Origin of the sequence: Pedobacter ginsengisoli (assembly GCF_030244015.1) — a bacterium.
Lineage (GTDB): Bacteria > Bacteroidota > Bacteroidia > Sphingobacteriales > Sphingobacteriaceae > Pedobacter > Pedobacter ginsengisoli.
In genome coordinates, this window is sequence record NZ_JASSYX010000002.1 from 995,965 (window position 1) to 1,012,405 (window position 16,441).

Sequence of the window (16,441 nt, forward strand, 5' to 3'; positions counted from 1 at the left end):
TTGACCATGCAGAATAAATAAATATTTTCCTCGATACCAACATAGACCCACTCATCCACCAGAACAATAATTCGTTGATTTATATATATTAAAGATAGCATTGTACCAAATAATACTATTAACTTGGTATTAGGGGAGAAATTTATGGACGTCTATCTTACATACTCAGATCAGGAACTAACATCGTTATTGCGGAGGGGTGATGGTCGTGCTTATCGTGTACTTTACAGTAAATACTGGGAACAGACATATAATAATGTTTATAAGCGCTTGAGGAATCACGATCAATCGGAAGACATCACTCAAGACATTTTTTTACAGCTATGGCTGAAACGAGAGGAGGTAGCGATAGTGAACCTAGGTGCATATTTATATATTGCAGCCCGGAATAGTGTATTTCGATCAATGGAAAAACAGGCCCAATTTATTCCAATTGCTGATTTACTGAATGACTTTGAGAGCGTTCATGATCATGCAGATAGCAAGATACTTACCGTTGAGTTTATGCGTGCTTACGAAGCGCTGGTCAATGCCCTTCCAGAAGGGCAGCAAACTATTTTCAGAATGCGTTTTAATGAAGATCTTAGTCCGGATGAAATAGCAATCAAACTAGGCTTATCACCAAAAACAGTTCGCAACCAGCTCGGTAAAGCTATTTCCACATTGCGAACATCTATGACCATGCTGGTGGCTATTCTGACCTTTTTGCAAAAATAATTTCGATTTCCATGGGCGGATTTTGAATTATTTGTACATGTATATAAACTACTTGTATTTTATATCATGATAGAGACAAAACAATTCCTTGAAATTTTAAAAAGTCATCGGCTTGGCAAGGCTACGAAGGAGGAACTAGAATTTCTATATGCTTATTATAATTTGTTTAGCATAGCCCCAGACGTGTTAGATGAAATGTCAGTCCGTGAAAAGGAAATGATCAGGGATCGGATAGAAGCCAGGTTACTGGATGATATCGGCATGTCGCGTAAGAAAGCAAGTACTTTCCCACTTTGGAAGCGTTTATTAGGCGCTGCTGCAGTAACTTCCATGACTCTCGGTCTTTGGTTCTATTATACCTCTGATAAACATCTCACAAATGAGCCTAAGAAAAGTGCAAAATATGCGAATGACGTTGCTCCTGGTAAGATGGGCGCAACGCTGACCCTTTCCGATGGTAGGCAGATAAAGTTATCAGACGCAAAGAATGGAGAGTTGGCAAATCAATCTGGTGTTATCGTCTCGAAGGCGGCCGATGGACAAATAATCTACCATATGATGCCTTCGGCGACAGGCGGTCAATCCAATACCCTTTCGACAGCCAAGGGCGAAACTTATCAGGTTAAGTTACCAGACGGATCTACTGTTTGGTTAAACGCCGTTTCAAGTTTAACATATCCGGCGAGCTTTAACAATCTCAGTGAACGCCGGGTAAAACTAACCGGGGAAGCCTATCTGAAAGTGGCAAAGGACAAAAGTCATCCGTTTATTGTTGAAACCGGCAAACAGGAAGTGGAGGTTTTAGGAACTGAGTTTAATATAAACAGCTATACCAATGAACACGCTATAGCTACAACGCTTATAGAAGGATCGGTAAAAGTCAGAGCTGGCGGAAACCAGCAGGTGATTAAACCAGGCGAGCAAGTTCAAAACCGTGAATCAGAATTGAGAGTAACAAATGTCAATATTGCAACAGTTGTTGATTGGAAGGAGGGTGAATTCAATCTTGATGGCCTACCGTTCCGATTGGCAATGAGAAAACTCGCCAGATGGTATAATGTAGAAGTGATTTACGACGCATCTGTGCCAGACAACATAATATCTGGTGGATGGATCTCAAGGAATACACAGCTGTCAACAATTTTGGATGGGATTGAAAAGTTGGGCTTGGTAAAATTCAGGCTTAAAGATAGAATTGTATATGTAACAAAGTAGACCAGATAGGTCTTATCACAAATGTAACCAATATAAATCAGAACAATTAAAATGCGAGTATATGAATAGACCTTAAAGGAAGAAGTATAATAAAAAGCAAAGCATCCCCGACCAGGTCAGGAATGCTTTGCGTCTGGACCAGATTAAACGTATAAATTTTAACCGCAGGTACCCTAGATTTCGACAGCCAGAGGTAACCTGATTGAACCAAACTAAACGCAAACTTAGCAACAATTGACGTAAAAAGCAATTGCGCGGTCTCTTGTCGGCCTGTAGACGCGTTTATAAACCACGACAAAATGTATCATTACTACACCAAAAAACCAGGCATACCAAAAGCGGTATTCCATAAAATATGGCTAATTATGCGATTAACCACCGTATTGCTAATAGCATCCCTGATTCAGGTCAGCGCAGCATCGTTTGGCCAAAAGATAACTTTGAACCAGCAGAATGTCCCGCTGAAAACTTTGTTAAAAGAAATCCGAAAGCAAAGCGGCTATAACTTTTTGTTTGATGGCCGTGCAGTAACCCCCGATTTAAAGGCCAGCATCAGGGTTTCGAACGCTTCGATTGATGAAGCCCTAAGAAATGTACTTGTCAAGCTTCCGTTTGAGTATGAAATTCAAAGCACAACAGTACTAATAAAAAGAAAAACGGTTACTTTCCCTGAAGAGCTGTCACGGCAACCTGTTCCTCCTCTTACAATTACCGGCCGAATAACAAATGAAAACGGAGAACCGCTGGTGGGCGCTACAATCAGAGTCAAAAACGGAGTCTCAGGTACTTCGTCCGGGGCTGGCGGCAATTTTAACATACAGTTGCCTGAAGCAGGAGGCACGCTTGTGGTTTCATTTGTCGGACATCAATCAGAAGAGATTACCATTTCAAAGTCTGGAAATTATATTATATCTCTAAGGACTTCGGTAAATACCGCAGAGGAAATAGTAGTAGTCGGCTATGGGGTCAGGAGTAAATCGTCGTTAACGGGCAGTGTAGTCAGTGTGGATACCAGGACTTTTGCAGACCTGCCGGTTGTCAACCCATACCAGGCTATGCAAGGCAGAACTCCCGGCTTAAGGATTACCCAGTCTTCTGGTCAGCCTGGAAGTGAAGGAATAAACTTGAACATTCGGGGTCCTAACTCGTTTGCCACCAGCAACTCTCCTTTGGTCATTGTAGACGGTATCGTAGGAAGTTTGACAGATCTTGATCCGAGCTTTATTCAAACGATCACTGTATTGAAAGACGCTTCTTCTGCGGCAATTTACGGTGCCAGGGCTGCAAACGGCGTTATACTCGTTACCACAAAAAAAGGTACTGGCAGTCCCGGCCTGAAAGTAGAATATACCGGAAAGTATATTAATCAAAGTAAGACAAACTGGCCCGACCGTATATGGAATTCTGTAGAATATATGGAGATGCTGAACCTGGCTATTAAAAACGGTGGTGGCGGTAACGGTCAAATAACCTATCCTGACAGCATCATCAATAAATACAGAATACCCAGTGAATTATACCCTGATTTCAATCATGAGGAGTTCATGATGAAGAACGTGAACATAGGTGCTCACAATCTATCCATCAGTGGCAAAACCGATAACACAACTTATCGTGCTGCACTGGGGGCATGGAACCAGGATGGGATTGTGAAGGGCTTTGAGTATAAAAAATATAACGCAATGTTTAACATGGACTCAAAACTCAATGAAAAATTTAAATTCGGAATAACGATCAATGGAATCCTCGACAAGCGCAAGGAATCAGCCTTTGGGAGTTCTGATATGATATTGTCCATTCTGTCGCAAATGCCTACTTATAAACCTTATGTAGCAGATGGATCGGGCAAATATAGTTTCAGAGGCTGGGCACAGGGCAACATCGAGTATCCTGGAAAATCCCCCATTGGTGTATCAGAAAACGGCGGACTATGGAGAGACGGCAACCGGTTGCAAACAACCGCATATACAGAATATGAGATCATAAAAGGTCTTACATGGCTTACCAAAGCAGGGCTGCGCTATAGCTCTGCCGATTCGAAAGCCCAGATGCCGCTCATTCCGGTGTACAATTATTTCACCTCTCAGTTTGAACAAAATGCGGACAACAGAGGGACAATCGATCTGACACAGCAAAACACGCAGTCACTATACAAAACTTTATATTCTACCTTAAACTACCGTTTGTCAGTAGCTCAGGATCACATTTTTGATGTCCTGGCAGGTGTTAGTCAGGAAGATCTGACAGATAAAAGCATCGAAGGATTCCGGAGAGGATATGCATCACCATTACTAGATGTGCTGTCAGCAGGACCTACTTTGGGTCAGACCAATGCTGCAGGACTAAATGAATACAGGCTACGCTCATTTTTCGGGAGGTTAAACTATAGTTACAAGAATAAATACTTGCTGGAGAGTGTGATTAGAGCTGATGGCAGCAGCAGATTTGTTGATGGGCACAACTATGGCACCTTTCCATCCTTGTCAGCGGGTTGGAGGATCTCTGAAGAGACCTTTATGAGAAAGCACCTCGCTTTCCTGAGTAATCTAAAGGTAAGTGCCTCGTATGGTGAGCTTGGAAATGATGCGATTCAATTTGAAAATAATACGATTGCAAATTATCCTTATCAATCGACACTGAATTTAGGAGCTAATTATTTTTTTGACAGCTTTTATCCAGGTGTTTCCAGATCAGCACTGGCCAATAGGTTGATTATGTGGGAGGCCACCAAAGCCTACAATCTCAAAGTTGATTTCGATTTTGTCAGAAGTCTGCTTTATGGCAGTTTCGAAGTTTACAATAAGAAAACGGAAGGGATTTTAAGAATATCTCAGCTTCCAGGCTATGCTGGCTTAGGAGCTCCTTTTGTGAATGAAGGAATCGTTCAAAACAAAGGTTATGAGGTCGCTCTTGGTCACAGAGGTGAAAGCAGGGGGCTAATATATTCAATAGACCTAAATCTTGCCAGTTTTAAAAATAAGCTGGTAAAGTTCGGCGCACCGGTTATAGGAACAAACCTCATGAAGGAAGGGGTTGAGATGAACAGGTATTTCATGTACCAGGCAGATGGCATATATCAGAATCAGGACGAAGTGGATAATGGACCGACACCCCGCTGGCCTTCTGTCCCTGGCGATGTTAGAATGAAGGACATAAATCAGGATGGCAAAATCACTCCTGACGATAGAGTAGAAGTTTCAGGAGTAAACCCTGACTACACTTACGGTTTGAGCTTGTATGGATCCTTTAAAGGATTCGATCTTAGTGTCCTGTTTCAGGGAGAACATGGCAGGAAGACTTTGGTAAACAATTGGGTATTGCCATTCTCTGGAAGGACCGTACCACTCTCTTACTGGCAGGATGGTGCCTGGACCCCAGGTAGCGGCATCAATGATAAGCCGAGAATTGTGCATGGTAACGGACCTTTAGGTCAGTCAAATCGCGAAGTGAGCACTTTTTGGCTTAAAGACGTTTCCTATACACGCTTGAAGTTCCTTACACTCGGATATACTCTGCCAAATTCTGTAGTTTCAAAATTAGACATTGGGCATATCCGGGTTTTTGCAAACGCGGAGAACCTGCTGACACTTACCGATTTCGAATTTGGTGATCCGGAAGGCGGATCTGGCTGGTCTTATCCAACACTCAAGTCATTCAGCGTCGGCCTGAATGTACAGTTTTAGTTTTGACTATTAAAATAAATAAAATGAATCGATTATTAATATACCTACTTATATTTCCCGCAGTGCTTCTATCATGCAAAAAAGATTTTCTTGCTGTCAATCCGCATGATAAGTTATCAGAGGGAACATTCTGGCAAACCGAACAGGATGCCAGGCTCGCCATTGCAGGAGTTTACAATTCGATGTATAACAGCTATTTTGGTATGGGCGATTATCCAGGATGGGATGGTCTTACAGATAATGCGTACTCGTTTAATAACAGGTCCGGTGTTTTGGGCGCTGTCACAGCTCCCATTACTTCTACAACGGGTGGGATTGTCACCGATTTTTACGTCAATGCCTATTCTAAAATTGCAACATGTAATTATTTTCTCGAGAACATCGATAGAATAAAGGGAATGGATCAACAGATCATAAATAACTGGAAGGCAGAAGTTCTGGTCATAAGAGCATGGTTTTATTTCCATCTGACTGAATTCTATGGGGATGTTCCTGAGGTTTTCAACTCTTACACAGTTGGAGACGCCCTTCTTTCCCGGGCTCCAAAGGCGACCATTCTTCAGCGAATACACGGGGATCTCGACCTGGCTATCTCCACACTACCAGACAAAATTTATTCAGATGGTCACGTTGTAAAATACACAGCAATAGCAATAAAGGCGAAGGTTTGCCTCGCCAATAAACAATATCCTGAGGCGGCAATGTTGGCAAAGCAAATTATGGATGCTGGAAAATTTCAGCTCTACCCAAATTATAAAAAAATGTTTTTCACAGAAGGTCAAGGTGCTGACAACCGCGAAATTCTTTTTGCTATCCGATACGTATCTCCCGACCTTGAACATGCAGGAAGTTTATGGTGGGGCTGGTGGAGAAGTCTGGGTATAACCAAAGACCTTGCAGACGACTATGAAGCCATCGACGGCTTGCCCATTTCAACTTCTCCGCTTTACGATAGCGCCAAACCATATGACAACAGAGATCCCAGATTGAATATGACGTGGTATATGAACGGGAAACCCTGGCCCTACAGTGGCGAAGGCTATCCCATCTTTTCCAGCGATTATGTAGCCGCCCCAGTAAGAGGAAGCCTAGGCAAGTATGTCGAAGACCGGGCCATTACAGTTGCCCAGGCAGAACATGCGGACAATGACGTTATTTTGATGCGGTACGCAGATGTAATGCTGATGTATGCCGAGGCTAAAAACGAAGCATCCGGCCCAGATGAATCGGTGTATACAGCGATAGATGACATTAGAAAACGGGTAGGAATGCCTGAGATCGCCAGAGGAAAAACACAGCAGGCGTTAAGAGAGGCGATACGGCATGAACGAAGGATCGAACTGGCCGCTGAAAGTTCAAGATGGCTTGATCTGAAACGCTGGGGTCAGCTCGAAAAGATTGGAACGATCAGTACCAGTCAGGTTCCGGTAAAGTACCAGTTTTCTGCACATAATTATTTGTGGCCTCTTCCTCAGTCGCAGGTTGACTACTACACCGGGCACGGTTCAAAACTTGTTCAAAATCCTGGATATTGAGCACACAATAAAAAGTATCACAATTAATAGCAGCGGAAAAATGAAATTTGTTTTTTATGTATTCATATTAGCAGGAATACAGACAGCGATTGCCCAAAATAAAAAAGATGTCCCGTCCTATGCCGGGACATCTTTCTCCTGGCATCACGATTACCATCAGACATTGGTCATGAAAATCATGAATTGTGTAGTGGATAAGGATGGGAGCGCCAAAGTAATATGTAATTTTGAGAAGACCCTGACCCTCATCAAAGATATGGACAATATGACTTTGGGGGTTCCAAAAATTCTCTACTTGGTGGGCTGGCAGTATAATGGCCATGATGATCTGTACCCTGCATTTTTTGAAGTGAACAATGCTTTGAAACGAACACAAGACAAGAATGGCCTGGAGAGCCTGAACTGGCTGGTAAAGGAGGCAAAAAAGTACCATACAACCATTAGTCTCCATATTAATATGACCGATGCATATGACAACAGCCCGCTATGGAATGAGTATATTAAAAACGACTTGATCTCAAAAAATGAGGACGGCAGCTTGAAAATTATTGGCAATTACAATGACAGAAAGGCGTATCAGATCAATTATAGGAACGAATGGACAAAGGGCTTCGCACAAAAAAGAGTGGATCAATTGATAAGCCTGATGCCCTGGCTAAAGGACGCGGGTACAATCCACCTCGATGCATGGATTGCACGGGATAGCAAAGGACACGGTGAGTCAGTCGAGACCGAGAGGGAGTATCAAAAGAAAGTTGGCCGATACTGGCTGGCAAAAGGTATTGAACCGACTAACGAAGTAGTTTTTGACTATTTGACTGGACTGGTGCCATATGCTTACCATTTCAACTACCGGACACAGAAGGACTATCTGGATATTTCTCCGAGCATACTAACTGGTACACATATGAACCCGGATGTTTCTGGAAGTGACTTCGGATTGCAATTTTTATTTGGAACCAGTACTTATGGGGAAACATCTTTCCCAGGAGAATGGAGTAAAGTCTCGGAAGAACATTGGGAGCCGGTATTTAAGAGGAACTTCTTTCTTAATTTCCCTCAATATCACTATTTGAACCGATTAGAAAGGCTAAAAGTCGAAGGAGAAGGAAACGCCAGAACGGCATACTTTTCAGGAAATGTGAGGACCTCGTTGACTGACAGTACTGTATATGAAAATTTAAATCTGCTGCGAAAAGGCAACACGATCTGTTTCCCAGCGACCTGGGCAGCTGAAATGACCTGGGTTGCCTATAGCACCAAAGATACCACGATCACTTTCCAGCCGCCCCAGTCATGGTTGACCTCGAAAAAGCTTTCTGTTTTTGAAATATCTAAAAGCGGACTAAAAAAAGTCGACGAAATGAAATGCAAAACAAGTTCATATGAGTTAAAGCTGCGTGCAGGCGTTCCACTATGTATCCGGCCAAAACTTAAATGAACCGTTTCAAAGACTGTTCGCCCTATTCGCAATACAGTTTATCTGTTCAATTAGTTTAGTATGATTGGTAGGGCCCGGCCGGCCGGGCGGCCCTTTTTCCGTGGCTAACAGTATAGCCGCTCAAAGCAACCAAGTGCAGTTCAACAGCCACTATTTGAGCCTGCCATACTTATTAAAGAAAGATTGTAATTTTGTTATAAATCAATTTCAAATGAAGTACGACAAATACCTCCCGGTTGAAAGGCTCAGGCCATATGTAAAGTATTTTGCAGTGTCGGAAAGTGAAGCTGAAAACACATACAAAATCTTTCCTTCTACAGGATTGGTTATTGGCTTCCAATATAGAGGCCGGCTTTCGACAATAAACGAAATCGCGGAGAGCATACTTGATTCATCCGGTATAACCGGGCTTTCGGACAGTTACAAGATCTTCAAGAATTCAGAAAAGATTGGAACTGTTCTTATCTACTTTACCGAAACCGGATTTACCCACTTTGCCACTAACCCAACAAATGAACTTTTTAATTTAAGCTTATCATTAGATCAAATTTTCAAAAAGAACGACATATCAGAAGTAGAAGAAAGGCTCGTGGAGGCCAATTCAGATAAGAACCGAATTGAAATTGTGGAACAGTTTTTAATTTCACAACTTAGAGATATACAAATCGATAAACTGATTGTTGAGGCAGTAAAGCTGATCTACCAAAGTAAGGGAAGCCTCCGTATGAAGGAGCTGATAAGCAAGCTATACATAAGCCAAAGCCCGTTTGAAAAACGTTTTCGAAAAATCGTAGGTACAACACCAAAAAAATTTGCTTCTATTATCCGGTTCAATGCAGTACTTGATAGCCTCAATGGCGCCAAGTCACTCAGTGAAATATGCCACGAAAACAACTTTTTCGACCAGGCACATTTCATTAAAGATTTCAGGCAGTATACCGGAAATACGCCGGAGAGCTTCAAAAGATACATGTGATTTTATATCATAAATTCTGATCGCTCAAAACCTGTAATTTTGTCTTCATTGGTCGAAATAAATAAACGATTTTTTACAATCACCAGCTTCTTAGTTGTCACATATTTGTATTGATAATTTTAATGCAAAGAAGCTGAACTGGCAACTCCAGCAATTTAGTTTGAAATTTTGATCAGGAGTTTAGAACAATTAAATCGGAAAAAGAATGTTTACAGTAGAACAAATCTGTGCAGCCCACAGAAAGGTAAAATCAGGGGCAGACTTTCCTGCGTACATCCAGGAAATAAAATCATTAGGTGTAACTCATTATGAGGCCTACGTATCGGATGGTCATACGGACTATCATGGGGCCGGTGGTCACTCAGCAACAGTGCCGGCAAAATATGAATCAATTGCAGTTGCCGACGCGGCGAACATCATTCATTTTAAGGCAGAACTGGCAGCCCACCAGCAAGGTAAATCTGACTTTTTAACTTTTATAAAAATGTGTGCTGCGAATGGTGTAAAGAAATGGGAAGTATCCATTGAAAAAATGATCTGTACCTATTTTGACAAAGCAGGTAAACAGATATGGACAGAACAAATACCTAACCATTAAATCACTGAATTATGTACACTTGGATGTTGGGGGAGACTTTACAAACTGCCTGGAATGATGAGGCTATTATTGTTCCATCCTCAAAAAATGAACACTTTGAAAGCCATGGTAACAAGCTGACGGTAATCGTACCCACGATTCTAACCGGAAATCAATTCGGGCTTTATGAGATCGAAATGGCGCCGAAAGCCCGCGGGCCAAAACTGCATTACCATAAGGTCATGGATGAGACCTTTGTCATACACGAAGGAATACTTACTGTTTTGACAAGCAAAGGAGAAACAAAAGTGGAAGCAGGGTCTGTTGTGCACTTGCCCCGCCTTACTTGCCATGGCTACAACAATGATACAGATGGCATTGTAAAGATGACCATGTTATTTACACCGGGCCATAACCGCGAGGATTTCTTCAGAAGAATGTACAAAATGCTTGAGGAAAGCCCAGGGGATTTAGAGGCGTTTCAAAAATTATACCTGGAATATGACAGTTACTCATTGAATGTCAAGGACATGATACCGATGCGCAAATAATCAATGTGAGCCAAATGACCAAAAAAATGGAGCTGAGAAAATTGGCTCTATTTTTTTGAAAGAACTACACATTTTTCATAATGTCATAATCTTTGTTTGTGGAATGAGCGAAGACATTCCGTCTTCTCTACTCATCTATTTAAAATTATAAATAATTGATTGAAAGGTAAGTATCCATTCCATTTCCGGCCTACTAGCCCTAAATTGATTAACGGGGCACGTAAAAATTAGCGCTCAACTAGATTGAATGTAACCAATTCCTTCTGGGGTTGGTTATGGGGCTCGAACCTAACTACTTTGTTCTACTACAATTCTTCACTAACTCCGAAACCTTAAGAACTAGTAAACCGATCTCTCCTTTTTCAATCTCAAAATCCATCCTGTACCTGGCATTACTATAACTCTTGACCAGTTTTTCGAAAACAATCTCATCCGCTTCGCTACCGGTAATAAACAACATATACGGCACATCACTGAAACACCTGCACAGCATCAACAATCGGTGTAGATTGTGAATATCGCATCTATAATCCATGTGCAATCCGATCAGCGCTATACAAGACTGCTCAACCGCTTGATGCAGCATAAAAGCACATACATTGTATTTTTTGCTATTCAGACACTCTATCGCGCCATGTAGAAAGCCTTCCGCTCTGGAAATACCATTATTAAATCTTTGCTTCAATCTTTCCTGATCGCTAAGTGAGACTGAAGGATAAGGAACCAATGTATAGATGAAAAATTGCCTGTTATAAAGCAACTTACCGGTATTAAATACATTTGTGAAGAACTTGTAACCATCATTGATAGATTTGTCAATACCCTCTTTGCCATGGGCAAGAATAGTTACTTTCCCAAATTCATAATGCGCGTTGACGAAATCCTGTATGGCGTTTTCAATCCGGGAAGGACCCTCTGTAACCATCAACAACCAATAATCACAATGTCCGGCATCCGGGAAATCACCAAAGCAGCCAGCCACCTTTCTCGATTGCTCATCCTTGTGAAAACAGTAAATCTGCAATGGATCATATTTATCTACTACCTTTTGAAGGAGATAATTGATATCCCTTACATGAATTTGCTTTTCTAATGTTTGCTCCATACCGTCAATTAATTATCAGAACTGATATTACAATTGAACTTTAAAGGAAGTGCCGGTTTTAGTTATCATGTATATCAGTAGCGCGTTTCGGATCCATCGACGATAACCTAATGAACTACTGGTCTTTATAAAGCAATTGATATTATGAAAATTAACACAATCAATCTATATCAACCCATACAAATGCAAAAACGTGGGTACCTACCTAAACGCCTAGTAAGGTACTGGTATACCGTGACGACGAATAGATAGGCCCACGTTTTAACACGCGAGCACTATTTCACCTATCCCTTTGTCGTCTATCAAAATTACCAGTTTCTACTAGACAAAGCTCTTGGTGCTAAATGCTTCAAATATTTTGAAGATTTGGCAAAATTATAATATTAACTCTCTATATCTATGTTTTAAATGTGAATATTCTTTTAATTACGGCCAACTTATACCAACTGAAGTTATGAGCGGTAGTAAAATGCAATAAAAATCGCCCAACCATCCTTAAAGCATTATGACAGTGACAATTAAAATATACATTAAAAATTATTTTTTAGGCCCATATCCCGATTTTTAATAATGGTTACCCTTTGTTGGTATTAAATAGACTATCCATTTTCTCTTTGTTGATTTCAAGTAACCAATCATTAAATTTATTATAAATCGGGCGCAATTGTTCAGGATCGTGAGCAACTATGTCCAATCCCCTATCATCATACATGTGAAAGATTACTTTCTTGTCAATATTTAGGAAGTATATTTCTTTCGAAGTTAAAACGCCATTTTTGTCAAGTCTTGGCTGCCGCTCTGAAAAATCTGTGTTTCCTATTGCTTTTAGGATGTTCTTGTATTTTAACTTTTCAGTGATGGACTCGACTATAGCAATATTTCTGATGTCGTAACTATCGTTTCGATCGTAGAGCCCATGCATTTTCTGATAGCCGATATGCCTGCAGTCTAAGTCGCCAATTTGTTTAAAGCAATAATTACCCAGTCTTATTTTACGCCGCTTATATCTATAATCTATTATAACAATAAAGAGGTCGTCCTCCAGGTTGAATGCTGCTTCAAACAGCGCAACAGAACGTTTATGTACCTCATCAAAATATTCATCAGTACCTACTTCATCTTTCTGAAGATCAAAACGCAAGCCGTTATTCCAGTTAAAAAATAAAGAGGATTTTATTGTAAGTCCTTTAAAATAATCGTTGAGGAATTGCTTGTACTTTTTAGTTGTCGTTATTTTTTTCATTTAAATCATAGCGAATTTATCAAATGGTTGAAAGATTTTGAGCGTATACCGCACTACTTCGTCTGCGCTGTAAACAAGGTCGCAATTTTAATGATTGCCGCACGGCCCTTTCGTCCCGGACATTGTTTTTCGTAATGATATGGTGCGTAAAAGTCCAATCCTCTGATTTCGTTTCTGGTGATCAGCGCCAGACTCATACCACCAGCATCATGAATCCTATAAAATTTCTTGTCCTCAGCAACAGGGCAGCCCTCTCCATCAACCTTATCATCAGCAATGCCCCATGGATCTGTATCTAATGTACTTTTCCAAAGTAATGTCTTTTCTTCACAGCTTATGGGGTAAATCGCAAAATATTCCTTCATTTTCGGGGTCACTTTCGTGATCAAAACCCGGCGTAGTCTCCGGAGTTTCTTTTGAACAGCAGTGAAATCCTTGATCCATTGACCTCGCAAAGCTGAATGACCTACATATTCATAAAAAGATATCTTTTTCCTCTTTTTTGCCAATATAACAAAATGTGGTGCCTCCAAACCCCATGTATTTATATCACGGAAAACCAGTGTAGAATCTGCCTTATCACGCAAATAGATATATAACGGATCTTCTGTGTTATTTTGCCGGGCGCTTACTGGCAATGTTGCTATCCATATCAATACAAAGATGCTGAGCGATTTAGAAAACTTCATATTCTAAGATAGTTAAAGTATATAAGTTCATTCAAATAAAAAGTCAACAGAGAGCTGTTTGCTCAATGCTCCGCAATTGTTAACTAGAACTGTGTTTTTTCGCAGTTTGTTGCTTTACAGCTAAAAGTTGTATAACTTGTCGTTAACTAATTTATTATTAACGCTTATGTTATATCATCATCAATGCCACGATGAGCTCATTGCTCATTTGGTTGGAAAAATGCCGGAGATCCCGGCTGAGTTTCCAGTTCTGGTTCGTCCGTTGCTCTCGGCGCCTTTTACGGTCAAAGAAGATCTGATCATTTTAAGTCCCGGAGACGTTGCCGATTTTGCGTTCTGGCCGGTAGAAGGCTACATCAGGTGTTTCAAAGCGTTTAAAAGGGAAGAAGACCGGGAACATTACGATCAAAAAACAATTGAGATTTCTTTGCCAGGCAAAATATGGCTGCCGGTCGATAGTTATATGAACCGTAATCCGGTAGATTTTTATGTCGAGATCAGCAAAGGCACAACTTTGGTGGCTTTTAGCCGCAAGTCTTTTGAAGAACTGGTAGCTGCAATGCCGGAGGTAGGGTTACTTGCCTTGGCAATCATATCGGCTGCTGAGCACGATTGGCTGAAGAAATTGGAGATGTGCAAGGTAGATGGTAAAACAGGATATGAGACTTTCCTGGATTTTTTTGGCCTTTCAGTGGAATCCTTTATCTGGTTAATGCATATCGCCAATTACATAGGCTTGAATAAAGGTAGCCTAAGTCGCATCAGAACGGAGGGTGGCTTTTCAGATGAGCACCTGAGGAAGTAGCATTTCGATTCACATTTGTGAATTTGATTTAAAGTTTCCTGGTGTTAATTTTTAAATTAACGCAGTAGACATTATGGAACAATATCGTTTACACGAGCTGCTTCCTGTGAACCAGCTTGTATCTCTAGGGACAATATTTGCAGACATGTGCGACTATAAGCCCGATATGGATCTGGACGACGAGTTTGTAGAGTTCATTTACGGCGAATATGACCGTATAGAAGAGGAATTTTTGGAGTTGTGGGCCGCCAGGGAGGCGCTGCATTGATGTTCCGTCTGAATTAATTGATCTCTATATGTTGAAACGCAAACTCATAGACCGCTTGGATTCGCTAAGACAGCTAAGTAAGGCATACAGGTCTTTTTTGGAAGAAGACCATTCCTATCGCTACCGCTTAATAACCAGAGGTTCACTGTTGTTGTCTCCTGGCAAGAAAGCCAATGAGCTTCATTTCATTGGCAGGGGTCTTTTTAAGCTGTATTACCTTCGGGATTCTGGTGAAGAGCAGCAACTGGACTTTTTTACTGATGGGGACTTTATGATGCTGCCTGTCGATTTTTATGACGATACTGATAACTTCCGCTATTATATAAAGGCCCTGGAGCCGGGGGAGATATTGAGTATTTATAAGCGTGATATGGATCTGATCTATAAGCGTTTTCCGGAGGCAAGGGACCACACGGACCTCATCAGAAGTGAGATTTCTTTGAGTATTACTGCTCATGTTGATCTGCTGCTGATTCGCAAGGAGGAACTGTTTAATGAGTGTGTGAAGGTGAAGAAGGAGGTATGTCCCAGGATCAGTAAGCAGTTAATGAGCAATTTTCTGGGGATTAGTAAAAAGTCTCTGGAACGGGGCAGAAGTAGTAGTTAAGGTCTGTTTGAGACAGATGTCGCATTGTTTATTGGACATTTGTCCCGTTTTTTTGCAGCCAAATGTCGCATTTTATTTTTCTGGTCTGCTGTAGTTTTGACATTACCATCTGGTACCTGAGTAGCTAGATTTTTTCAAGGAAGGGGTCGGTGATGCGAAACTGGTGTGCAGGTGGTATAATTAATTTATTGTTTTATTCCAACAAATGTTTGATCATGGGAATTCAAGTTTGGGGGCTCCTTGGGGGGTTCCAAAAGAAAGTTGGTCCTGCTGTTGGTCATTGGACTAACGGACAGAATGTGGTTACAGCGTTACCTCACCCTTCTGATAATCCGCCTACGGTGCCGCAGTTAAATGTACGTGCTAAATTTGGGCTGGTGATTAGTTTTTTGAGCTGGATCAGTCCGCTCATCAGGGTTGGTTTTCAGAATGCGCACAAGGAAAAACAGTCTGCTTTTAATGCGGCTTTTGTGTACAATTACAAAAATGCGGTAACCGGTACTACTGCTGCCAATTTTACCATCGACTATCCGGAGCTGATGTACAGTAAAGGCAGGCTTGGCTTGTCGTATCTGGCTTCGATGGCTACTACGATTGATGCGCAGCTGGATTTTAGCTGGCTGGCCGCTATTGCCAATGGTATTGGTGAGCCTACTGACCTGGCTACTTTTGTGGTGTACAATCCGTCTAAGCAGTTGTTTGTAACTGCTGTCGGTGCGGCACTGCGTAGTGCGCTGAGCTATGACATGGTGCTGCCATCTACTTTTAGTACGGACAATGTGCATGTGTACATGAGCTTTGTGTCTGCTGATGGCAAAATGGCGAGCGATAGCATCTATATGGGTGCTACGGTAGTGCAGTAAGGGGTTAAAAATGGTAGTTAAAAATGGTGATCTCCTCTAGGGCTCGGGTCTCATGCGCTGAAGGGCGCATGCCACCTATGCCCATCGGAGACACCATTTTTATTGGAAAGAGAAAAGAAAAGCGATCGTCATTGCGCAAGTTTGAACGATCGTTATTGCGAGATAG

The 16,441-nt window shown here is 41.4% G+C and carries 15 protein-coding genes; 12 read left to right on the plus strand and 3 right to left on the minus strand.

From position 1 onward, the window contains the following. Positions 1-144 precede the first annotated feature (144 nt). The 8 genes from QEP08_RS11415 to QEP08_RS11450 all read left to right on the plus strand — a co-directional run bounded on the left by QEP08_RS11415 (position 145) and on the right by QEP08_RS11450 (position 10,695). Entirely contained in the window at positions 145-717 is a 573-nt protein-coding gene (locus tag QEP08_RS11415; protein ID WP_285058368.1) for an RNA polymerase sigma factor, read from the plus strand. Between the two features lie 66 nt (positions 718-783). Beyond that, on the plus strand, positions 784-1,932 hold the full coding sequence (locus QEP08_RS11420) for a FecR family protein (protein WP_285058084.1): 1,149 nt from the start codon (positions 784-786) through the stop codon (positions 1,930-1,932). Between the two features lie 365 nt (positions 1,933-2,297). Further along, on the plus strand, positions 2,298-5,615 hold the full coding sequence (locus tag QEP08_RS11425) for a TonB-dependent receptor (protein WP_285058086.1): 3,318 nt from the start codon (positions 2,298-2,300) through the stop codon (positions 5,613-5,615). A 23-nt stretch (positions 5,616-5,638) separates the two neighbouring features. Further along, complete coding sequence (locus tag QEP08_RS11430) at positions 5,639-7,150, plus strand: RagB/SusD family nutrient uptake outer membrane protein (RefSeq protein WP_285058089.1); 1,512 nt, start codon at positions 5,639-5,641, stop codon at positions 7,148-7,150. 40 nt (positions 7,151-7,190) lie between these two features. Continuing rightward, positions 7,191-8,591: an endo-alpha-N-acetylgalactosaminidase family protein gene (locus tag QEP08_RS11435; RefSeq protein WP_285058091.1), complete on the plus strand. Its 1,401-nt coding sequence runs from the start codon at positions 7,191-7,193 to the stop codon at positions 8,589-8,591. A gap of 211 nt (positions 8,592-8,802) precedes the next feature. Next, positions 8,803-9,567 (plus strand): helix-turn-helix transcriptional regulator, encoded by a 765-nt coding sequence (locus QEP08_RS11440; protein ID WP_285058094.1) that lies wholly within the window; start codon positions 8,803-8,805, stop codon positions 9,565-9,567. Positions 9,568-9,772: 205 nt separating this feature from the next. Beyond that, positions 9,773-10,165 carry a DUF1398 domain-containing protein gene (locus tag QEP08_RS11445; RefSeq protein ID WP_285058096.1) on the plus strand — a complete coding sequence of 131 codons (393 nt, stop codon included), beginning with the start codon at positions 9,773-9,775 and terminating at the stop codon, positions 10,163-10,165. Between the two features lie 11 nt (positions 10,166-10,176). Continuing rightward, positions 10,177-10,695, plus strand: coding sequence for a cupin domain-containing protein (locus QEP08_RS11450; protein ID WP_285058097.1), 519 nt, complete (start codon positions 10,177-10,179; stop codon positions 10,693-10,695). Positions 10,696-10,987: 292 nt separating this feature from the next. Here QEP08_RS11450 and QEP08_RS11455 read toward each other — a convergent pair whose 3' ends face one another. The 3 genes from QEP08_RS11455 to QEP08_RS11465 form a co-directional block, all read right to left on the minus strand. Further along, positions 10,988-11,800, minus strand: a complete 813-nt coding sequence (locus QEP08_RS11455; protein WP_285058098.1) for a HEPN domain-containing protein — start codon at positions 11,798-11,800, stop codon at positions 10,988-10,990. Positions 11,801-12,374: 574 nt separating this feature from the next. Next, positions 12,375-13,043: a DUF3885 domain-containing protein gene (locus QEP08_RS11460; protein ID WP_285058100.1), complete on the minus strand. Its 669-nt coding sequence runs from the start codon at positions 13,041-13,043 to the stop codon at positions 12,375-12,377. Between the two features lie 53 nt (positions 13,044-13,096). Further along, the gene (locus QEP08_RS11465) at positions 13,097-13,732 is read right to left on the minus strand and encodes a hypothetical protein (protein ID WP_285058102.1); all 636 of its coding nucleotides are present in this window, start codon (positions 13,730-13,732) and stop codon (positions 13,097-13,099) included. 166 nt (positions 13,733-13,898) lie between these two features. Here QEP08_RS11465 and QEP08_RS11470 point away from each other — a divergent pair, with 166 nt between their 5' ends. The 4 genes from QEP08_RS11470 to QEP08_RS11485 all read left to right on the plus strand — a co-directional run bounded on the left by QEP08_RS11470 (position 13,899) and on the right by QEP08_RS11485 (position 16,275). After that, entirely contained in the window at positions 13,899-14,537 is a 639-nt protein-coding gene (locus QEP08_RS11470; RefSeq protein ID WP_285058105.1) for a Crp/Fnr family transcriptional regulator, read from the plus strand. A 73-nt stretch (positions 14,538-14,610) separates the two neighbouring features. Next, positions 14,611-14,805, plus strand: a complete 195-nt coding sequence (locus QEP08_RS11475; RefSeq protein WP_285058107.1) for a hypothetical protein — start codon at positions 14,611-14,613, stop codon at positions 14,803-14,805. 28 nt (positions 14,806-14,833) lie between these two features. Then, a complete protein-coding gene (locus QEP08_RS11480; RefSeq protein ID WP_285058109.1) occupies positions 14,834-15,412 on the plus strand; it encodes a Crp/Fnr family transcriptional regulator in 579 nt (192 codons plus the stop codon). A 215-nt stretch (positions 15,413-15,627) separates the two neighbouring features. Further along, complete coding sequence (locus tag QEP08_RS11485; protein ID WP_285058111.1) at positions 15,628-16,275, plus strand: DUF6266 family protein; 648 nt, start codon at positions 15,628-15,630, stop codon at positions 16,273-16,275. Positions 16,276-16,441 lie beyond the last annotated feature (166 nt).